The 19,675-nt window shown below is 70.5% G+C and carries 20 protein-coding genes; 4 read left to right on the top strand and 16 right to left on the bottom strand.

The genetic code is table 11. The features are described 5' to 3' along the window. Nucleotides 1-4: 4 nt before the first annotated feature. From QSK15_RS00250 to QSK15_RS00210, 9 genes are all read right to left on the bottom strand, one after another. Entirely contained in the window at nt 5-793 is a 789-nt protein-coding gene (locus tag QSK15_RS00250) for a glycerophosphodiester phosphodiesterase (protein ID WP_285792374.1), read from the bottom strand. A gap of 10 nt (nt 794-803) precedes the next feature. Beyond that, complete coding sequence (locus QSK15_RS00245; protein ID WP_030331693.1) at nt 804-1,139, bottom strand: rhodanese-like domain-containing protein; 336 nt, start codon at nt 1,137-1,139, stop codon at nt 804-806. A gap of 58 nt (nt 1,140-1,197) precedes the next feature. Then, on the bottom strand, nt 1,198-2,160 hold the full coding sequence (locus QSK15_RS00240; protein ID WP_285792373.1) for an LCP family protein: 963 nt from the start codon (nt 2,158-2,160) through the stop codon (nt 1,198-1,200). A 175-nt stretch (nt 2,161-2,335) separates the two neighbouring features. After that, nucleotides 2,336-3,604: an LCP family protein gene (locus tag QSK15_RS00235; RefSeq protein ID WP_285792372.1), complete on the bottom strand. Its 1,269-nt coding sequence runs from the start codon at nt 3,602-3,604 to the stop codon at nt 2,336-2,338. 159 nt (nt 3,605-3,763) lie between these two features. Continuing rightward, a complete protein-coding gene (locus tag QSK15_RS00230; protein ID WP_285792371.1) occupies nt 3,764-4,990 on the bottom strand; it encodes an LCP family protein in 1,227 nt (408 codons plus the stop codon). A gap of 76 nt (nt 4,991-5,066) precedes the next feature. Beyond that, complete coding sequence (locus QSK15_RS00225) at nt 5,067-6,044, bottom strand: NAD-dependent epimerase/dehydratase family protein (RefSeq protein WP_285792370.1); 978 nt, start codon at nt 6,042-6,044, stop codon at nt 5,067-5,069. Between the two features lie 89 nt (nt 6,045-6,133). Further along, entirely contained in the window at nt 6,134-7,825 is a 1,692-nt protein-coding gene (locus QSK15_RS00220; RefSeq protein ID WP_285792369.1) for a monocarboxylic acid transporter, read from the bottom strand. After that, the gene (locus QSK15_RS00215; RefSeq protein ID WP_030331682.1) at nt 7,803-8,168 is read right to left on the bottom strand and encodes a DUF485 domain-containing protein; all 366 of its coding nucleotides are present in this window, start codon (nt 8,166-8,168) and stop codon (nt 7,803-7,805) included. The genes QSK15_RS00220 and QSK15_RS00215 overlap by 23 nt, the downstream gene beginning before the upstream one ends. A 153-nt stretch (nt 8,169-8,321) precedes the next feature. After that, entirely contained in the window at nt 8,322-9,074 is a 753-nt protein-coding gene (locus QSK15_RS00210) for a flavin reductase family protein (protein WP_285794281.1), read from the bottom strand. 659 nt (nt 9,075-9,733) lie between these two features. On the opposite strand from QSK15_RS00210, the gene QSK15_RS00205 reads away from it, so the two are divergent. Continuing rightward, the gene (locus tag QSK15_RS00205) at nt 9,734-10,519 is read left to right on the top strand and encodes a helix-turn-helix domain-containing protein (protein WP_285792368.1); all 786 of its coding nucleotides are present in this window, start codon (nt 9,734-9,736) and stop codon (nt 10,517-10,519) included. Then, nucleotides 10,516-10,722, top strand: coding sequence for a DUF397 domain-containing protein (locus QSK15_RS00200; protein ID WP_285792367.1), 207 nt, complete (start codon nt 10,516-10,518; stop codon nt 10,720-10,722). The genes QSK15_RS00205 and QSK15_RS00200 overlap by 4 nt, the downstream gene beginning before the upstream one ends. Here QSK15_RS00200 and QSK15_RS00195 read toward each other — a convergent pair. After that, complete coding sequence (locus QSK15_RS00195) at nt 10,719-12,422, bottom strand: ABC transporter permease (protein WP_377631024.1); 1,704 nt, start codon at nt 12,420-12,422, stop codon at nt 10,719-10,721. The genes QSK15_RS00200 and QSK15_RS00195 overlap by 4 nt on opposite strands. Beyond that, on the bottom strand, nt 12,407-13,171 hold the full coding sequence (locus QSK15_RS00190) for an ABC transporter ATP-binding protein (protein ID WP_030331674.1): 765 nt from the start codon (nt 13,169-13,171) through the stop codon (nt 12,407-12,409). Before QSK15_RS00190 ends, QSK15_RS00195 begins: the two co-directional genes overlap by 16 nt. A 177-nt stretch (nt 13,172-13,348) precedes the next feature. Here QSK15_RS00190 and QSK15_RS00185 point away from each other — a divergent pair, with 177 nt between their 5' ends. Beyond that, the gene (locus QSK15_RS00185; protein WP_285792366.1) at nt 13,349-13,849 is read left to right on the top strand and encodes a SigE family RNA polymerase sigma factor; all 501 of its coding nucleotides are present in this window, start codon (nt 13,349-13,351) and stop codon (nt 13,847-13,849) included. Continuing rightward, entirely contained in the window at nt 13,842-14,693 is an 852-nt protein-coding gene (locus QSK15_RS00180) for a hypothetical protein (protein ID WP_285792365.1), read from the top strand. Before QSK15_RS00185 ends, QSK15_RS00180 begins: the two co-directional genes overlap by 8 nt. A 51-nt stretch (nt 14,694-14,744) precedes the next feature. On the opposite strand, the gene QSK15_RS00175 is transcribed toward QSK15_RS00180, so the two are convergent. The 5 genes from QSK15_RS00175 to QSK15_RS00155 all read right to left on the bottom strand — a co-directional run bounded on the left by QSK15_RS00175 (nt 14,745) and on the right by QSK15_RS00155 (nt 19,646). Then, on the bottom strand, nt 14,745-16,385 hold the full coding sequence (locus tag QSK15_RS00175; protein ID WP_285792364.1) for a sodium/solute symporter: 1,641 nt from the start codon (nt 16,383-16,385) through the stop codon (nt 14,745-14,747). After that, entirely contained in the window at nt 16,386-16,799 is a 414-nt protein-coding gene (locus QSK15_RS00170; protein WP_285792363.1) for a DUF485 domain-containing protein, read from the bottom strand. A 108-nt stretch (nt 16,800-16,907) separates the two neighbouring features. Continuing rightward, complete coding sequence (locus QSK15_RS00165; RefSeq protein ID WP_285792362.1) at nt 16,908-17,570, bottom strand: DUF5701 family protein; 663 nt, start codon at nt 17,568-17,570, stop codon at nt 16,908-16,910. 64 nt (nt 17,571-17,634) lie between these two features. Then, a complete protein-coding gene (locus QSK15_RS00160; RefSeq protein WP_285792361.1) occupies nt 17,635-18,399 on the bottom strand; it encodes a LytR/AlgR family response regulator transcription factor in 765 nt (254 codons plus the stop codon). A 20-nt stretch (nt 18,400-18,419) separates the two neighbouring features. After that, nucleotides 18,420-19,646 carry a sensor histidine kinase gene (locus QSK15_RS00155; protein WP_285792360.1) on the bottom strand — a complete coding sequence of 409 codons (1,227 nt, stop codon included), beginning with the start codon at nt 19,644-19,646 and terminating at the stop codon, nt 18,420-18,422. Nucleotides 19,647-19,675: the final 29 nt, after the last annotated feature.

Here is a 19,675-nt window from a genome sequence, read left to right as displayed (position 1 = left end):
CGGCTCAGCGGTCCAGTCGGGCGAGGGCGTACGCCGGCCGGTCGGTGATGACCCCGTCCACCCCGGCGGTCAGCACCAACTCCAGGTCGGCCGGTTCGTTGACAGTCCAGACGTACACCTGGTTGCCGGCCGCGCGCAGTGCGGGCAGCAGTTGCGGGCGGGCCCGGACCAGGCTGATGCCCGGCCCGGCGATCCGGGTGCCGAACGGCAGCCGCCCCAACCGCAACCAGCGCGGCAACACCTCCAGCAACAGCACGGTGGGCAGCCTCGGGGCCAGCTCGCGCACCCGACGGACCGCCAACGGGGAGAACGACATGACGGTGACCTGCACCGGATCGTCCGGCGTCGGGTCGGCCAGCCCGTACCGACGCAACAGGTTGACCAGTCGCCGTTCCACGTTCGAGCCGTAACGGGACGGGTGTTTCGTCTCGACCAGCAGCCGGACCGGCCGGCCGGCGGCGAGCACCGCGTCCAGGAGCCGGGCCAGGGTCAGCAGCCGGGTGTGCGACTCATCCGGTGGCAGGTCGCCGTCCGGCGCGCTGCCCGGGTGCCACGAGCCGAAGTCCAGGGCGTCCAGTTCGGCGAGCGTGCGCGCGCTGACCAGACCGCGGCCGTTGCTGGTGCGGTCGAGTCGTCGGTCGTGCACGCAGACCAGGTGCCCGTCCCGGGTCAGCCGGACGTCACACTCCAGGCCGTCGGCACCCTCGTCGAGGGCGCGCAGGTACGCGGCGAGGGTGTGCTCGGGTAGGTCGAACGAGGCGCCGCGGTGCGCGAAGACCAGTGGCACGCCCATTGCGCCGGCCTCAGATGACCTGGCCGGGCTGCCCGTTCGCGTCGACCACCGGTCGGCCGACCGCAGCCCACTGGCGCATCCCGCCGTCGGCGTTGCGCACCTGCTCCCAGCCGTTGTTGATCAGGTAGGCGACGACCTGGGCGGAGCGCCCGCCGGAACGGCAGACGACGGCCACCTCCCGGTCGGTGGGCACCTCGGCCAGCCGGGCCGGCAGTTGCATCATCGGCAGGTGGTGGGCGGTGGGCGCGTGGCCGGCCGCCCACTCGTCGTCCTCCCGCACGTCCAGCAGGTAGGTCTCGTCGGCGATCTCGGTCACGGGCACGGTGGGAACCTGGGGTCCGAACACAGGAAGCAACACTAGATCCTCGTGGCCCGGTTCGGCACCGACCGGGCCGTCGACACCGTCACAACCGGGTCACCCAGCGGGGGTTGGCCTGCGCCCAGGCCGGCACCCGGGTGTCGCGGAGCGCCTCGAACAACCCGTTGCCCCCGTTGTCCAGCACCACGTACGAGACCTCGTCGATGGTCTGCGGCGAGGACGGCACCTGGACGCCGCGCATCCCGTCGGGCGGCAGCGCGCGCAGCGCGAGAAGCAGGTCCTCCAGGGGTACGCCGTTGGTGTCGACGGTCAGCGAGCCGCCGACCGCCCGCAGTACCTGGTCGAGTTTGACGGGGTTGCTCCGCAGGTCCGCCCTGCCGGCGCTGTCCAGCATCGCCCGGAGCAACTGCTGCTGGTGGTGCTGCCGGTCGTAGTCACCGCCGGGCAGGTCGTAGCGCTGTCGGACGTAGTCCAGCGCCTGCGCCCCGTCCATCTGGTGGCAGCCGGTGGTGAAGACCCGGTTGGTGTGGATCGAGCGGACCTCGGTGTCCACGCACATCTGCACCCCGCCGAGCAGGTCGATGACCTTCCGGAAACCGGAGAAGTCGATCAACGCGGCGCCGTCGAACTGGATTCCGGTGAGCCGGTGCAGGGTGGCGGAGAGCAGTTGGGCGCCGGCCTGCCCGCCGCCGCCGTGCTCGTACGCTGCGTTGATCTTGTCTTGGCCACCGCCGAAGCCGTTCGTGGGCGGGATGGCGACCAGCAGGTCACGCGGGATGGAGACCAGGTACGCCTCCCGCTGCCCGGCGGGGACGTGCACGATGAGGATGGTGTCCGAGCGTTGATCCGGGCCGCTGTCGCCGGGGCGTCGGTCGGAGCCGACCAGGAGGTAGTTGAGCGGCCCGTCCAGGTCGGTGCGGGCGGTACGGGCGTCGGGGTCGAGCAGCTGCTCCTTGGTCACCGTGCGGTCGTACCGGTGGCTGAGCGTCTTGAGCCCGACCACGGCGAGCCCGGCCAGCAGGAGGAGGGCCAGGCCGACGCCGAGCATGATGCGCGACCCACGGGCGCGCGGTGACCGGGCGGACGGGGCCGCTCCGGCCCGGCCCGCTGCGTTCCGTCCCCACCTGGACGTGACCGCCTCCCCGCAGCCGATACGTGAAACCTGCTCACGTCAGGCTACGGGCGGTGACGGGGCCGTCGCTGGCTTTCCGCGACTACCGGCGTCACTTGCGGGTGGAGATCACCTCGGGGTGGGTGAAGACGAACTCGGCGAGCTTGTCCTGCTTGACCGCCCGGAACATGGCCATCGTCTCTTCGTTCAAGCCCTCGGTGTTGTTGCCGTTGGCGTTGAAGGTGCCGTTGTTGGTCTTGAGCATGGTCAGCTCGTTGCCGGTGACCCCGCGCATGGTGAAGATGAAGTCCTCGATCGGCACGCCGCCGGTGTCCAGCACGAACGCCTTGCCCGCCGCCTTGATCAGGTTGTTCATCTTGGCCGGGTTGGTCAGCATCCCACCCTCGGTGGCCTTCTTGGCCATCGCCTTGATCAGCTGCTGCTGGTTCGCCTGCCGGTCGTAGTCGCCGTTCTTGAGGGTCTTGCGCTGGCGGGAGTAGTCGAGCGCGGCCCAACCCTCCATCTCCTGGCAGCCCTTCTTGTGCACCACCGGGGTCCGCGGCTTGCCGGTCTTCTTGGCGTCCGCGTTCCACATCGGCTTGCCGTCGACGTACGACATGTGCAGCGACTTGACCTCCTGGGTGACGCAGATCCGCACCGTGCCCAGGGCGTCGATGACGTTCTTGAAGCCACCGAAGTTGATGATCGCCGCACCGTCGAAGCTGATCCCGGTGAGCCGCTTGATCGTCTGGGCCATCAGCTGGGCGCCACCCTCCCAGCCGCCACCGTTCGCGGCACCGGCCTGGAACGCGGCATTGATCTTCCCGGAGCCGCCGCCGTAGCCGCTCTTCTCGAACGCCGGGATCTGCGCCTCGGTGTCCCGGGGGATCGAGATCAGGTACGCCTGGTCGTGCGTGGCCGGAATGTGCAGGATGATGATGCTGTCCGAGCGGACGTCGTCGGCGGCCCAGCGCTCCCGTGCGTCCACGCCCAGCAGCAGCATGTCGATCGGGCCGTCCAGGCTCGCCCCGCCCTCGGCGTCGGACTTGCCCGCCTCACCCAGCAGGTTGCCCTTCGCGATGCCGCCCGTCGCCTGCCCGATCAGCGCCTTGCTGCCGACGATGGCCACGCCGCTGCTCAGCATCAACACGGCACCGAAGACCACTGTCAGCTTGGCCCAGAGCGGGTCCTTGCGCTTGGTCGGCTTCTTCGACCCACCGCCACCCGGGCGGTCGCCACCGCCGTCACCGCCGCCGCCCGGAGGGCGCGAGCCTGGCCCGCCGCCAATGGGGCGCGCCTGTGCGGGTATGGCCGCAGCGATTCGACCGCTGGGGGCGGCGGACCCGGGGGAAGAAGGGCGACGACTGGCCTGAACCGGCATGCGTGCTCCAGCTCGTGATCAGGAGGGGGCGGCACCACTGTACGTACATCAAATCGACTTGGCGAGTTCATCCCGGGTCAATCCGGACGTCGAATTTCGCAGACTCAGACGATCGTCGCTGTTCGATGACCCGAACGGCTGGTGCCCCTCGGGTTGGCGTCAGCCGCCGTCATTGCTCTTCGGCGGGTTGGCCTTGACCCAGTCGGCCATCTTGTCCGCGGACATGGCCTGGTACATCGCGAGCGCCTTCTCCCGGTCCGACACCACCACCGACTCGCCGTTGATGGTGTCGCTACCCGAGTTCGGGCTGGTCACAAAGGTGAGGTTCTGGCCGCGCAGGTTACGGAACTGCAGCGCCATGTCTGTAACCGAGAAAGACTGGTCGACGGTTACGGCCGCGGTCACCGACTTGAGGAAGTCGTTGAGCTTCTTCGGGTTCGCCAGCGTGCCGGTGCTGGCCGCCTTGTCCATCAGCGCCCGAAGGAACTCCTGCTGGTGCCGCATCCGGGCGAAGTCCCCGTCCGGGAACTGCTTGCGCTGCCGGATCCAGTCCAGCGCCTCCGCGCCGTCCATGTGGTTGGTGCCCTTGGTGAACGTCCGGTACGGCTTGTGGATCGACGTGATGGTGCGTTCCACCTTCAGGTCCACCCCGCCGAGGGCGTCGGTGACCTCCTTGAAGCCGCCGAAGTCGATCGCCATCACGTGGTCGATCCGAACATCGGTGAAGCACTCCACGGTGCGTACCGCCAGCGGCAGCCCACCGAACGCGAACGCCGCGTTGATCTTCGCACGTGAACCGGAGCCGCAGTCCGCACCGGCGCTCTCCGGGATCGGCACGTACAGGTCCCGGGGGATGGAGACCAGGTAGGCCTCCTGGTGGTCGGCCGGGATGTGCATGACGATGATCGTGTCGGCGCGCCACTGACTCTTGGTGTCGACCGGTGCGTCCGGGTCCCGCGAGTCGCTGCCGACCAGCAGGATGTTGAGCGCGCCATCGACGGTCTTGGCGGGCCGACCGCCGGTGATCTCCGCGAACGGGTCGGTGCGGGCCAGGTCACTGTTGAGGTTGCGGGCGTACAGCCAGGCGCCGACGCTGCCGAGCAGCGCCAGCACCAGCACCGCGACCCCGGCCACCAGGGCGATCCGACCCCAGCGCGGTCGCGGGCCACGCCGCCCCGGCCCACCGGCGCCACCCGGGCCCCCAGGCCCGGTGGGCCCGGTCGGACCGCCGGGCCGCAGCCGCTCCTCGTCGTGCGACGGGTAGAAGCGCGCCTCGCTCGGGCGGGCACGCCCGGAGGCGCTCCGGTCGGGGCCGGGCACCGACGCGCGCCCGGCGCTGCGGTGCAGGTACGGATGCGGGACGCCGGCAGACGAGGTCGCGGACATGTAACTCAGGGTACGTAGCCGGAGCCACTACCGCCTTCAGGCGACACTCAGCGACGGCCGGTACGCGCGGAACCGGTCAGCCGAGCCGCGTCCGGAAGTACTCGATGGTGCGTCGCAGGCCATCTTCGGGCGCGATCGACGGCTCGTAACCGAGCAGTTCACGGGCGAGCGTGAGGTCCGGCCGGCGCATCTCCGGGTCGTCCGAGCCCCGAGTGACATAGGTCACCTTCGAGGTGCTGTCGGAGAGCGACACGATCAACTCGGCGAGTTGTCGCATGGTCAGCTCGTGCTCGGTGCCGCAGTTGACCGGGCCCGTCTCGGTCGAGTCGAGCAGCAGCAGGATGCCGCGCACCAGGTCCTCGACGAAGCAGATGGACCGGGTCTGGTTGCCGGTGCCGTGCACGGTGATCGGCTCGCCGCGCAGTGCCTGCGAGATGAAGGTCGGGATGGCGCGGCCGTCGTCCGGGCGCATCCGCGGGCCGTACGTGTTGAAGATCCGGACGATCGCCGCGTCGAGCCCGCGGTAGCGGTGGTACGCCATCGTCGCGGCCTCGGAGAAGCGCTTGGCCTCGTCGTAGACGCTGCGGACCCCGATCGGGTTGACGTTGCCCCAGTAGGTCTCCCGCTGCGGGTGCTCCTTCGGGTCCCCGTACGCCTCGGAGGTGGAGGCCATCAGGAACCGGGCGCCGTCGGCGACCGCGCGCTCCAGCAGGTGCAGGGTGCCCACCGAGCCGACCCGGAGGATCTCCACCGGCAGTTGGGCGAAGTCGGTGGGGCTGGCCGGGGAAGCCATGTGCAGGATCGCGTCGAACCGATCGGCCAGCGCGGGGTGGTGGGTCGGCAGCCCCTCGGAGATGTCGGCTTCGACGAGGGTGAAGGTCGGCCGGTCCAGCAGGTGGGCGACGTTCTCCTTGGAGCCGGTCACGAAGTTGTCCAGCGCCACCACTGTGCAACCTCGGGCGATCAGGGCGTCTACCAGGTGCGACGGGACGAAGCCCGCTCCGCCGGTGACGAGGACGCGGTGACCGGAACCAAAGCGCTCAGCAACCTTCATACCGCTCAGCCTACCGACCGTCGAATTGTTGCAGGGGGTCCCCTGTTGACGTCGTGCGTCAACAGGGGACCCCCTGACGGGTACCGCTGTCAGTGCGCGCCAGCACCGGTGAGGGCGCGCACCTCCAGTTCGGCGTACTTGTCCTCGTCGTGTTCCTTGGAGATGACAGTGCCGATCCACCCGCAGAGGAAACCGAACGGGATGGAGAGGATGCCCGGGTTGGACAGCGGGAACCACTGCCAGTCGTGGTTCGGGAACATCGACGTCGCCGAACCGGAGACCACCGGGGAGAAGAACACCAGCAGCACTGCCGAGAGCAGCCCGCCGTAGATCGCCCACACCGCGCCGGAGGTGTTGAACCGCCGCCAGAAGAGGCTGTAGAGGATCGCCGGCAGGTTGCCCGAGGCGGCGACGGCGAAGGCCAACGCCACCAGGAACGCCACGTTGAGGTTCTGCGCGTAGATCGACAACAGGATGGACACCGCACCGATCACCAGGGCGGAGATCCGGGCGACCCGCACCTCCTGCCGCTCCGACGCCTCGCCCTTCTTCAGCACGTTGGCGTAGAAGTCGTGCGCCAGGCTGGACGATGAGGCCAGCGTCAACCCGGCGACCACCGCGAGGATGGTGGCGAAGGCGACCGCCGCGATGATCGCCAGCAGGGCTGCCCCGCCCAGTTCGCCGCCGAAGAAGTCGATGCCGAGCGCTTCGGCCAACTGCGGCGCTGCGGTGTTGCCGGCCTTGTCCTGTTCGGTGATCGCCTGGCCGCCGACCAGCGCCGCCGCGCCGAAGCCGAGGGCCAGGGTGAGCAGGTAGAAGGTGCCGATGATGCCGATCGCCCAGAGCACGCTCTTACGGGCCGCCTTGGCGGTCGGCACCGTGTAGAAGCGGATCAGGATGTGCGGCAGACCGGCGGTGCCGAGCACCAGGGCGATGCCCAGGGACAGCAGGTCCATCTTGTTGTAGAAGGTCTGCGTCGAGTTGCCGGCGACCTCGACGCCGTACCGCAGCCCGGGTTCGAGGAACGCGCTGCCCTTGCCGGATGCCTCGGCCGCCTGGCCCAGCAGCGCCGACAGGTTGAAGTTGAACTTGGCCAGCACCAGGATGGTCATCAGCAGCGCACCGCCCATGAGCAGGAACGCCTTGACGATCTGCACGTAGGTGGTGCCCTTCATGCCGCCCACCGTGACGTAAATGATCATCAGCGTGCCGACCATGATGATGGTGGCCACCTTCGCGGTGTCCGCGTCCATGCCGAGGAAGGTCGTCCCCGGCCGGATGCCGAGCAGCAGCGCGACCAGCGCGCCGGCACCCACCATCTGGGCGAGCAGGTAGAAGATCGACACCGTGATGGTGGAGACCGCCGCCGCCGTACGCACCGGACGCTGACGCATCCGGAACGCCAGCACGTCCGCCATCGTGTACCGGCCCGAGTTCCGCAGCAGCTCCGCCACCAGCAGCAGGGCCACCAGCCAGGCGACGAGGAAGCCGATCGAGTAGAGGAAGCCGTCGTAGCCGTACAGCGCGATGATGCCGGCGATGCCGAGGAACGAGGCGGCCGACATGTAGTCGCCGCCGATCGCCATGCCGTTCTGGAAGCCGGAGAAGGACCGGCCACCCGCGTAGAAGTCGGTCGCCGTCTTGGTCTGCCGGCTGGCCCAGATGGTGATGCCCAGGGTCACCGCCACGAAGACCAGGAAGAGCGTGATGGTCAGGTTGCGGGCGGTGTGGTTGCCCGCCTCGGCCGCGAGGAACGTCTCAACCGCGTGGACCGTGCTCATGGGTCACCTCCCCGATCTCGGCGCGGATCCGGTCCGCGATGGGGTCGATCTTCCGGTCGGCGTACCGGGAGTAGAGCCAGGCGATCAGGAACGTGGAGACGAACTGGAGCAGGCCGAAGACCAGCGCGACGTTGATGTTGCTGCCGAACAGCTTCGTGCCCATGAAGTCCCGGGCGTACGCGGAGAGAATGACGTAGAGCGCATACCACAGGAAGAACGCGACGGTCATCGGGAAGACGAAGCCGCGCAGCGCACGCCGCAGCCCGGCGAACTCGTCCGACCGTTGTACGGCCAGGTACTTGTCCGACTCGGAAGCGGCCGGAGCGGGTGTGTCCGTGGACATCTGTGGATCACCACCTTCACAGGCGTCAGAGGAGTTTCGCGCACCGTAAAGAGCGCACTCCCCGGCAGGGAAGGCTGAGATCGACGACGGTCGGCGAGTGCGCCAAGCGGTTGGCTGGCTGCGCCAAGTGACTCAGGTCACTGCGGTGATCGGTCAGGCCGGCAACTCGTGGTACCGACCGCGGTAGTGCAACAGCGGGACGGACTCCTCGGCCAGGTCGACCGCCTCGATCGTGGCCTCGACCAGCAGGCCCCAGCCGTACTCCCGGGCGGTGTCCAGCCGGCACCCGGCCCAGCCGCTGCCGTCGGCCGGGACCGGCCCGTACGACGTCTCGACCCAGTCGCCGGTGGCGAACAGCCCGCCCGGGGCCGGAAAGAGGCCGGCGAAGCGGTCGGCGAGCTGTCGGTGTGGCGGGCCGAGCGGCGTGACCGCGAACCGACCCGACTCCTCGACGGCCGCCCACAGGTCGGACTCCGGGTCGATCAAACCGAGCAGTCGGTCCGGTTCCCCCTCGGCCACCAGGGTCGACGAGACGGTCAGTCCGGCCGGACCGGGCGCCGTCCAGAGGGTCACCGGTGCGGCGAGCCGACCACGTAGCCGGCGTACCGGCGATCGCTGCCCGGTCGGCACCGCGAACGGGTCGGTGTGGTGGATCTCGGCACCCGGCTCATGATTCACGTGAAACATTGTGCCGCCCCGGCCCCGCGCCCAACCAAGGAAGCGCTCGTGCAGGTCGGCCGGTCGCCCGTGGAGCCGAGTGAGCTGAGCGCCGGCCTCCGCCATCAGGGCACCCAGGTAGACCAGCAGTCCCACCCGGTCGTGCCGGTACTCGGCGAGCAGCGCCAGCCGCGCCGGCTGGCACGGCCAGGGTGCCCCGCAGCCGCGACACCGCCACAGCGGCCGCATCGGCAGGTGCGGCCTGCTCACCTCGGCTCTCCGGCCGTCCGGGGCGGTGGGGTCGCCCGGCTCCGGCGCGCTCCGCTCGCTGGAGGGCGACGCCCGAATGACCGTGATGCCGCTGAGTCATATTGATGCCTCAGGGACATCACGGTCGCAGTGACATACCGATGCCTGTGGCGATGCGCCGTCCGGTCGCTTGCGTGGTCCGAGGCCCGGTCCGGCTGCCAGGCCGTGGGATTCACCAGCGACCACCGTTCGCCCGCCAGGTCTGCGCCGGGGTCAGCCAGCCGGCCCGGCCTGGTCGCGGCAAGGCGACCGTCGGCCCGTTCGCCCATGCGGGTGCTCGATTCGGCGGGCCTGCCGAGCGCTCCGAGCCGGTCGCGCCCGGCACGGCCGCCGGTGCCGCAACCTTCTTCTTCCGGTACGACCACCGCGCTTCGTTCCTGCCCCGGATGAATCGGAACATGGCTCATCTCCTCCCGGTCGACGGGGGCCGCCCCGATCGGGGGGATGACCGGGGCGGCCCGAACGCAGGACCCAGTCGCCGGGACGTCGCCTCCACCGGCCGGGCCGCGTGCTCTCCACCCTGGACGGAAAGGCGCGGACAGGGGAGGATGCCAGGGCTTACTACGCAGCGCGGTCGCGTACTTACCGGAGAGGTAAGGATGAACGTCGAAATGTGGGTGCGGGCGCTGAAGGCCGCCCGAGCCGGTGCCGAGGTCTCCCAGGAGGCTCTGGCGAGCCTCACCAAGTGGAGTCCGTCCACGGTGGCAGCCATCGAGACCGGCCGCCGTCGACCGACCATGGAGTTCGCGGTAGCCGCCGACGATGCCCTAGCCACCGGCGGCCTCCTCGCCGAACTGTTACGAGCCGCCGATCGGCAACGACTGCCGACGTGGTTTGTTCCGTGGCGCAACCACGAGGAGCAGGCGATCCGGCTCTGCGAATTCGAGCCGTGCCTGATTCCAGGACTCCTGCAAACCGAGGACTACGCCCGCGCTGTCATTTCCGCCGGTGGCCTGAATCTGACCAAGGTGGTGGACGAACTGGTCATGGTTCGGATGGATCGACAGCAGTTGTGGCAGCGGGCAGAATCGCCGCAATGCGTCTTCGTCCTGGACGAGACGGCTCTCCGCCGCCCGGTCGGCGGGCCGGCGGTACTGGACGCTCAGCTCGGCCGGCTGATGGAACTCGCCGTAATGCCGAACGTCAGACTGCACATCGTGCCGCTCAACGCCGGAGCGCACGTTGGATTGACCGGCGGCTTCCTGCTCGCTGAACTGCCCGACGGGGAACGGGTCACCTATGTCGAAGACGTGGCTCGTGGACACGTCATCGACGACCCGGACGTCGTGCGTCTGATTGGCCGGAAATGGGATAGCCTGCTCGGCGAAGCACTGTCCACAAGCGCCTCGCTGGATCTGATCCGGAAGCTGAAGGTGACGCCATGACCTTTCCTCAACCCCGCTGGCGGACGTCGACCAGGTCCGGCGACACCGGCGGGGCCTGCGTCGAGGTGGCGGACAACGTGCCTGGCGTCGTGCTGGTCCGGGACAGCAAGGACCGTTCCGGCCCGATCCTCACCTTCGCCCCGGGAGCCTGGCGCGGCTTCGTCGCCGACGCCGCCCAGACCCGGGGCCGCCGCGCCGGTTAGCGGCGCGGGGTGACAGTGGCCAGCAGTTCCGGCTGGCGTCGGTCCAGCACGTCGCCGGCCAGGTACGCGCCCAGCAGCGCCGCGCCCAACCCGTAGGCGGCACCGACCGGCAGGGCCAGCCAGAGCCACGCGTCACCGAGCAGCGCGGCGGCCACCACCATCGGCACCGCGGCGACCGTCGAGGCGAGCATGGCCAGCAGGGTGAGCAGCCCCTTCGCCAGGCCCGCGCCGCTGTTCATCGCGAACGGGTTGCTCGTCTCCGGCAGCGAGTACGCCCCGAGCACCGAGACCAGGCAGTTCACCGCCAGCCCGACGCCGTAGGTGGCGACCAGGGCACCGGCGGTCAGCCCGATCCAACCGGGTTCACCGAGCAGCAACGACAGCACCACCGCGACGACCGTCAACATCGGCAGGACGTACAGCGAGAAGGCCGTGATCCGGGCTCGCAGCTCGACCTGGCCGGGCACCCCGGCCACCACGTTCGCGGCGTACGCGCTGCCGTCGAAACCGAACTGATTGGCCAGGGTGACGGCCGCGAGCACCCCCACGAAGACCATCGAGATGGTCACCACGACCGGTGAGCTGTCGCTGGCAGCCGCGGTGAACCCCTCGTCGCCGATGGCCGCGAAGTCCCCGCCGGTAACGTTGATCATCACTGGCACGAAGATGCCGACCACCGCGATCGTGATCAGGTTGGCCCGGCGGCGAGCGTCCCGCCACCAGTAGCGGGCCTCCCGGGCGACCAGGGCACCGAACCGGTCCCGGCGGGCCCAGCCGGCGACCCGGGGAAACAGCTGGGCGACCGCGCCACCGGCAACCCCGCGTCGTGCCGGGGCCCTACCGGCGCTCGCCGCACCCACCATCGCCGACTCCAGCGAACGGGACCACCAGGCCAGCAGGGCGACGAGCGCCACCACCGTGATCAGCAACTTGACCGGTGCCGCCCACACCCGCCCCTGGGCCACGTCGATGCCGGCGGTCCACGGCGCGCCCAGCGGCGTCCAGCCGATCACCGTCGCCACCCCGGCCAGCCGGTCCCAGTCCGCCTCCCGCAGCGCGGCGACGCCGAAGATCTGCAACGGGCCGAGAAGCGCGGCGACCACCGCCAGCAGCACGGCCGCCAGGTCGCGGACCCGTCGGGACCGCAACATGGTGGCGAAGGCGCTGGTCACCGCCCGGCTGGCGGCCACACAGAGCAGCAGTCCGGCGAGCACCCCCACGACGGCGACCAAACCCGCCGACCAGCCACCCAACGACGAGGCGGTCAGCACCAGCCCGGACGTCGCGATCAGCACCGCCAACGCCGGCACGCTGAGCAGGGCCGCCGCGAACAGGCCGGTCACCAACGTGCGCCGGGGCAGCGGCAGCAGTGCGAAGCGGGCCGGGTCGAGTGTCTCGTCCACGCCGAAGAAGACAAGTGGCAGCAACAGCCAACCGAGCACCAGCAGCCCACCGCCGGCCGCCGCGATCAGCACCGCGTACCGGCCGTTGCCGGTCAGGCCGGGCGCGGCGAAGAGGAAGAACCCGCTGGCGGCGAACCACAGCCCGAGCAACGCGCCGCCGACGAACATGGCGATCCGCCAGCCCTGGCCCCGGAAGTTGTTGCCCATCACCCGCAGCTTCAGCCGCACGAAGTGGCGGGCGGAGACCGACCGGGCCGGCGCGGCGGGGGTGGCGTCCGCGCTCACCGGGAGAGCCACGACAACTCCTCGCCGGTCGCGGTGCGCCCGCCGACCACCTCGACGAAGACCTGCTCCAACGAGCGGTCGCCACGGACCTCGTCGATGGTCCCGACCCGCTTGATGGTGCCGCTGGCCAGGATCGCCACGTGCGAGCAGAGCCGCTCGACGACCTCCATCACGTGACTGGAGAACACCACGGTGCCGCCACCGGCCGCGTAGCGGGTGAGGATGTCCCGGATCAGCGCCGCGGAGACCGGGTCAACCGCCTCGAACGGCTCGTCCAACACCAGCACCCGAGGGCCGTGCAGCAGCGCGCAGGCCAGGCCGATCTTTTTCTTCATGCCCGCCGAGTAGTCCACCACCAGGGTCCGACCGGCGTCGCCGAGCGCCAGCACGTCCAGCAGCTCGGCGGCCCGCTGGTCGACAACCGCCGGGTCCATCCCCCGCAACAAACCGTTGTACGCGAGCAGCTCCGCCCCGGTCAGCCGGTCGAACAGCCGGACCCCGTCGGGCATCACGCCGAGCAACCGCTTGGCGGTCACCGGGTCCTGCCAGACGTCGTGCCCGAGCACCCAGGCCGAGCCGGCATCCGGACGCAGCAGCCCGACCGCCATCGACAGGGTCGTGGTCTTGCCGGCGCCGTTCGGGCCGAGCAGGCCGTAGAAGGAGCCGGCGGGGACGTCCAGGTCGACGCCGGCCACCGCGATCGTGCCGTCGAACCGCTTGGCCAGGCCACGCAGTGCGAGCGCGGGATGCTCAACAGTCATGCGCCGACGTTATCCGTCGACAGCCAGTTCCGCCCTCCGGCGACGGACGGACCCGCGATCCTCCCTGAGAGGGACGAGCCGCTCAGCGCCACTGAAAACCGCTCCGCGCCGCATCCGGTGCAACCGGACACCCTGCTGGCGGGTGACAGAGGCAGGAGACCGACGGGGGGAGGGACGTTGGACAGAGATGACGGCTTCGAGGAGTTCTATCGAGGCAGCAGGCACCGGGTCGTCACCGTGCTGTATGCGCTCGGTGGTGACATCCACGAGGCACAGGATGCCGCGCAGGAGGCGTATGTGCGGGCCTGGCAGCGCTGGCAGCGCATCGGCGAGTACGGCGATCCGGAGGCGTGGGTGCGCGGCGTGGGGCACCGCCTCCTCATGAACCGATGGCGCAAGATCCGCAACGGCATCCGCGCGAACCGGCGGCACGGTCCGGCCACCGCCGTGGGACCACCATCGGAGAACACCGTCGCGCTGGTCGCGGCGTTACGTCGATTGCCGCTGGAACAACGCGAGGCGATCGTCCTGCACTACCTGGCGGACCTCTCGGTAGCGGACATCGCTACCCAGATCGGAGTACCGGCCGGCACCGTCAAGGCTCGGCTCGCCCGGGGCCGCCAGGCCATGGCCCCTCTGCTCGGCACCACCCTCCCCGAGGAGGTCAGCAATGCCTGAACAGTTCTTCGCCGACATCTACCGCGACACCGAGCACCTGACCTGGGCACCAACCGAGCAGGTGCGGGTGCGCGGCAGGCGGCGGACCCGTCAGACGAGGATCGCGGCGACGCTCGCCGGCGTGGTGGCGGTGGTCGTGGTGGCCACCGGCGCGGTGGCCCTGGCCGGTGGCCAGGACGGGGCACCAACGCCGGTGCTGCCGGCTACCGGTTCACCCACCCCGACACCCACGCCGTCGGCCACCTCGGCCCCACCTCCGCCGCCGACGACCAGCACCACGCCCGCCGCACCACCGTCGAGCCCGTCGACGACCAGCGGCAGCCCGTCGAAGGGCCCCACCAGCACGACCATCCCGACGGAGGCGCTGCTGCGTGCGGCGGACCTCCCGACCGGTTACCGACCGGCCGGAAATGATCTGGACGGCGACTGGTCGTTCAACTTTGCCGCCAGCATGGCCTGCCAGGACACACCCAATCTGTCGGCGAAGGAGCGCGCCGAGCGGGGTGCGGTGTTCCAAAAGTTGGACGTGTCACCGGTCATCGAGCGGGTGCGGCGGTACTCCCTCGACGGCGCGAAGGCCACCATCGTCTGGGCCCGGACGGTGACCGAATGCGAGCCGGGGAATGAGCGGAAATCGCTGTCGATCGTCGATTCAGGATTCGCCGGGGACGGCTCGCTCCTGATCAGATTCAACGCCGAAGGCCTGATCAGTTACACGCTCTTCGTCCGACAGGATGATCTGGTTGCGGAGATCTGGCTGGGCAGCGTGACCAACAGGACGGAGGTCCGACGGCTGGCACAACGGGCAGCCGACCGACTGTGTGCCGGCACCGACGCCTGCTGAGCCTGGCAAGACCGTCGATGGCGACCGCCGGTCTCGATACGGAGTTCGCGCCTACATCCGGAGGGCTTCCGGGGTGTGCAGGCGGAGCATGGTGGCGGCGATGTCGGCCGGGGCCCGCCTGCGGGTCGCCATCGACACGGCGACCATCACGGTGAAGGCCAGTGGCACCGTCCAGGCGGCCGGCTGCGCGATCAGCGTGGCCGGCCAACCGGACAGTGGTGGGCCGAGCACGGTGATCAGCACCGCGCCGATCGCCGCGCCGCCGCCGACCACCACGCCCGCGGCGGCGCCCACGTCGGTCAGGCCGCGCCACCAGATGCCGAGCACCAGCAGCGGGCAGAAGCTCGACGCGGCGACCGCGAAGGCCAGCCCGACGACCTGCGACACGTCCAGCCCGGAGACGTGCAGTGCCAGCACCGCCGGCACACCACCGGCGATGACGGTGGCGAGCCGGAAACCGCGTACCGAGCCGCGACCGAGCACGTCCGTCGAGATCACCCCGGCGACGCTGGTCAGCAGCCCGGACGAGGTGGAGAGGAACGCCGCGAACGCGCCCGCGGCGACCAGCGCGGCGAGCAGCCGCCCGACCAGCCCGTCACCCAGGGCCGCGCCGGGTAGCAGCACCACCACCGCGTCGGTCTGGCCGCTGAGCAGCAGTTGCGGGGTGTAGATCCGGCCGAGGACCCCGTACAGGGTGGGCAGCAGGTAGAAAACGCCGACCAGGGCCAGCACGACCAGGGTGGTCCGGCGGGCCGCCGCGCCGTCCGGGTTGGTGTAGAAGCGCACCAGCACGTGCGGCAGGCCCATGGTGCCCAGGAAGGTGGCCAGGATCAGCGAGTACGTGGCGAACAGTCCCCGGTCGTCGGCACCGGCGGCGCTGGGCAGCAACCAGTCGTTGGCGTCGGTGGCCGCCCCGGACACCGACGGCACCGGGTCACCGGCGGCGAAGGTCAGCTCGTCGCCGGGGCGTACCTCCCGGATGTCGCCGTCGGGCAGGGTGAGGGTCGCCCGGTGCTCGACCACGACGGTGGTCGCGGCCCGGAACGTCGGCCCGTCGGGTGGGGTCACCGCCGGGCGGCCGTCGGCCTGCCACTGCAGCGCCAGGAAGATCACCGGTACGGCGAGAGCGGTCAGCTTGAGCCAGTACTGGAACGCCTGCACGAAGGTGATCGCGCGCATCCCGCCCAGCGCCACGTTCGCGGTCACCACGGCCGCCACCAGCAGGGCTCCGAGAGGGTACGGGGAGCCGGCCACCGTGGCCAGGGTCAGTCCGGCGCCCTGGAGCTGCGGCACCAGGTACAGCCAACCGATGAAGATCACGAAGGCGGTGGCCAGGATGCGGAGCCGACGTGAGCCCAGCCGCAGCTCGCAGAAGTCGGGCAGGGTGAACGCGCCGGAGCGGCGCAGCGGCGCGGCCACGAACAGCAGCAGGGCCAGATAGCCGGCGGCGAAGCCGACCGGGTACCAGAGCACGTCCACGCCGTACTTGAGGACCAGCCCGGCGATGCCCAGGAAGCTCGCCGCCGACAGGTACTCCCCGCCGATGGCGGCGGCGTTCCACGTCGGACTGATCGCCCGCGACGCCACCAGGAAGTCGGACGTGGTCCGGGCCAACCGCAGCCCGTAGAAGCCGATCCCGACGGTGACCAGGGTGACCGCGACGATGGCCGGGACCACGAAGTCGTTGCCCACTCAGCGCTCCGGCCGCTGCACCAGGTCGGTGAAGTCCTGCTCGTTTCGTTCGGCCAGCCGCACGTACGCCCAGCCCACGGCGATCAGGAACGGGAAGGAGGCCACCCCGAGCAGCAGCCAGGGCAGGTTGACGCCGGCCACGGTGGTCCGGCCGAGCGAGGGCGCGATCGCGAACAGCAAGGGCAGCCCGCCCAACCCGATGGCCACCACCAGGGACAAGCGCAGCGCCAACGCGAGTTGGGCCCGGACCAGGCCGCGGACCAGCGCCTCGCCGACCTGGGTCTGCTGGGCCAGCTCGGCGCGGGTCCGCTCGGCACGGGTGTCCTGCCGGGTGATCTCGGCCAGCACGATCCGGGACCGCCGGGGCGGCGGCACCGCAGCGCCTGACCCCACGTCCGGGAGTTGCTTGGCCACCCCGGCAGTCTCGCCGGCCGTACGCGATTGTCAAGCGGTGCGGTGTGCACACCGGTGGGTGGTGTTGTGCATAACCTGTGGAGAACGGGTCACGCCTGTGGATAACTGTCAGGCCAGGCCGATGCGCTCCGGCCGGGCCGAGGCGGAGCCGAGCCAGGTGTGCGGGTTGCCGTACCAGCACCAGCCCAGCTTGGGCGCGCCCTGGCTGATCCAGAGCGCCGGCACCCGCTTGTCACCGCAGCGGGAGCCGATCAGCGAGAAGCACCTGTTGCTCGCCAACGCGGCCGGGTGCAGCGTGATGAAGGCGAGCCCTTCGTCGATGCTGAGCGGCAGCCGGCCCTGCGCGGTGATCCCCTCCAGGGCGGTGGCCGGGGCCAGGTTGCGGTACTCCTCGCCCCGGTCGACGTCGAAGAGCAGGTACGCCGGCCCGGCGGGTACCTCCAACTCCTTGATCGGGTCGAAGCGGGGTAGGTCGTCCTCGGCGTAGTTCCGGTCGACGACGCCGGTCTTGCGCTTGCCGGCCAGGGTGGTCAGCGCCACCCGTTCCGGCACACCGATCAGGTCCCGGGTGATGACCAGCAGGAACGGCACCCGGGCGTCGGTGGGGCCGGGCAGCCCGGCGGTGCCCTCGACCGCAGTGGTCCGCAGTGGCGCGACCAGGTCGCGGAAGGCGTTCTCGGTCAGCCCGGCGAGGGCGGGGTAGCCGAGGTGCACCAGTCGGTCGAGTTGGTTGTCGAACTCGGATTCGGCGTTGAACGGGGTGTCGGTCACGCAGGCCTCCCGGAAGTCGTACGACCTATCGTACAACGTACGGCGAAGCGTTTCTCATTCCCGCTCAGCGACTCCAGTCCTGCTTCGCGGCCCTGACCAGCTTGTCCTTCAACTCCCTGGTGTGCCGCCGGCTCACCGGCAGCTCGGTCGAGTCGATCACCACCACGTAGCCGGAGTTGACCAGCCGCAACTCCGCGATCAACTTCAGCTGCACCAGGTACGACCGGTGCACCCGGACGAAACCGGCATCGGCCCAGCGCTCCGCGAGCGTGGCCAGCGAGACCCGCACCAGGTGCGACCCCTCCGCGGTGTGCAACCGGGCGTAGTCGCCCTGCGCCTCCACCCACCGCACCGCCGAGCGGGGCAGCATCCGGGTGGTGCCGGCCAACTCGATGGGGATGGTCGGGTCCTCCTCCGCGCGGGCCAACGCCGCCGGATGCGACGGCACCACCCGCGCCCCGATCACCCGGCGCAACGACTCGGCCAGCCGATCGGCGCGAACCGGTTTTCGCACGTAGTCGGTGGCGCCCAGATCGAAGGCGTCCACCGCGCCGTCGTCGTACGCGGTGACGAACACGATCGCCGGTGGGCGGGCGAAGCGGCGCAGCACCCGGGCCAGCTCCATGCCGTCCAGGCCGGGCATCCGGATGTCCAGGAAGACCACGTCCACGTCGGCGTCGCGCAACAATCGCAACGCCTCGGTGGCGTCCCCCGCCGTGTGCAGCCGGGCCACCCGGGGATCGGCCCGCAGGTGGTACGCCAGCTCGTCGAGCGCGGGCGGCTCGTCGTCCACGGCGAGGACGCGCAGGAAACCGGACGCGTTTACCACGCCCGTACCGGCTCGCTCGCTCACGAGCCGGCCCGCACGCCGGGGTGGAACTTCGGCACCCGCATGCTCACCTTCGTACCCGAACCCAGCCCGGTTTCCACGACCAGGCCGAACCGGTCACCGAAGACCGAGCGCAACCGCTCGTCGACGTTGGAGAGGCCGACGTGCTGGCCCGTGTCGTCACCCGGGTCGCCAGCGCCGCGGGCCAGCTCGGCGATCCCGGCCGTCAGCGTGGTCGGATCCATTCCCACTCCGTCGTCCTCCACCGTGATGTGACATTCGGCCCCCGCGTCCCGGGCCTCGATGCTCACCATGCCCGTGCCCGGCTTACGGGACAACCCGTGGCGAACGGCGTTCTCGACCAACGGTTGGAGGCAGAGGAACGGCAGCGTCACCGGCAGCACCTCCGGGGCGATCTGCAACCGCACCTGCAACCGGTCGCCGAACCGGGCCCGCTCGATGGTCAGGTACCGGTCGATCGACCGCAGCTCCTCGGCCAGCGTGGTGAACTCCCCGTGCGCCCGGAACGAGTACCTGGTGAACTCCGCGAACTCCAGGATCAGCTCCCGGGCCCGCTCCGGGTCGGTGCGCACGAACGAGCCGATCGCGGTCAGCGCGTTGTAGATGAAGTGCGGGCTGATCTGCGCCCGTAACGCCCGGATCTCGGCGCGGGCCAGCCGCTCCCGCGACGAGTCCAGCTCGGCCAGGGCGAGCTGGTTGCCGGCCCAGTGCGCCGTCTCCAGGGTGGCCTGCACCAACCCCGGAGGCGGTGGGCTGTCGGCGACCGCCACCAGCGCACCCACCACCCGGCCGTCCGCCCCCAGCAACGGTGCGACCACCGCCCCTCGGATCGGGCAGTCGACCCGGTCGCAGTGCAGCTCCTGCTCACCCAGCACCGTCGAACGGCCGGTGTCCACCGTCCGCCGGGCCGCCGCGAGCAGTTGCTCCCCGTGGTGGGTGCCGCGCCCGTCGAGGGCCAGCAACCGGTCGGCGTCGGTGAGCGCCAGACCGGCCGCGCCCACCAGAGCCCGCAGATGACGTACGGCCTTCGCCGCGCCCGCCTCGCTCAACCCCGCACGCAGCGGCTCGGCGGCCAGGCCGGCGGTGTGCAGCACCTCGTAGGTGGCCCGCTGGGTGGCGGTGGCGATGCCCCGGCGGGCCCGCAGCCGCAGCACCGCCAACAGGGCCGCGGTCAGCGCGGTGACGAGTGAGACGACGCCGACCACGGCGGAGAGGTTGGCAGCCACGCAGCGATCCTCGCCCCTGCGGGCCGGCG

It is taken from the genome of Micromonospora sp. NBRC 107095 (assembly GCF_030269705.1).
In the GTDB taxonomy this organism is placed as follows: Bacteria; Actinomycetota; Actinomycetes; order Mycobacteriales; family Micromonosporaceae; genus Micromonospora; species Micromonospora parva.
The sequence above is the reverse complement of the archived record's forward strand: the minus strand, read 5'-3'. Positions and strand labels throughout refer to the sequence as shown.

Coding starts and splice junctions, on each gene's coding strand:
- QSK15_RS00250 (WP_285792374.1), bottom strand. CDS start 793: ATGGGCGTGCCACTGGTCTTCGCGCACCGCGGCGCCTCGTTCGACCTA.
- QSK15_RS00240 (WP_285792373.1), bottom strand. CDS start 2,160: ATGCTCGGCGTCGGCCTGGCCCTCCTCCTGCTGGCCGGGCTCGCCGTG.
- QSK15_RS00235 (WP_285792372.1), bottom strand. CDS start 3,604: ATGCCGGTTCAGGCCAGTCGTCGCCCTTCTTCCCCCGGGTCCGCCGCC.
- QSK15_RS00230 (WP_285792371.1), bottom strand. CDS start 4,990: ATGTCCGCGACCTCGTCTGCCGGCGTCCCGCATCCGTACCTGCACCGC.
- QSK15_RS00225 (WP_285792370.1), bottom strand. CDS start 6,044: ATGAAGGTTGCTGAGCGCTTTGGTTCCGGTCACCGCGTCCTCGTCACC.
- QSK15_RS00220 (WP_285792369.1), bottom strand. CDS start 7,825: ATGAGCACGGTCCACGCGGTTGAGACGTTCCTCGCGGCCGAGGCGGGC.
- QSK15_RS00215 (WP_030331682.1), bottom strand. CDS start 8,168: ATGTCCACGGACACACCCGCTCCGGCCGCTTCCGAGTCGGACAAGTAC.
- QSK15_RS00210 (WP_285794281.1), bottom strand. CDS start 9,074: ATGCGGCCGCTGTGGCGGTGTCGCGGCTGCGGGGCACCCTGGCCGTGC.
- QSK15_RS00205 (WP_285792368.1), top strand. CDS start 9,734: ATGAACGTCGAAATGTGGGTGCGGGCGCTGAAGGCCGCCCGAGCCGGT.
- QSK15_RS00200 (WP_285792367.1), top strand. CDS start 10,516: ATGACCTTTCCTCAACCCCGCTGGCGGACGTCGACCAGGTCCGGCGAC.
- QSK15_RS00190 (WP_030331674.1), bottom strand. CDS start 13,171: ATGACTGTTGAGCATCCCGCGCTCGCACTGCGTGGCCTGGCCAAGCGG.
- QSK15_RS00180 (WP_285792365.1), top strand. CDS start 13,842: ATGCCTGAACAGTTCTTCGCCGACATCTACCGCGACACCGAGCACCTG.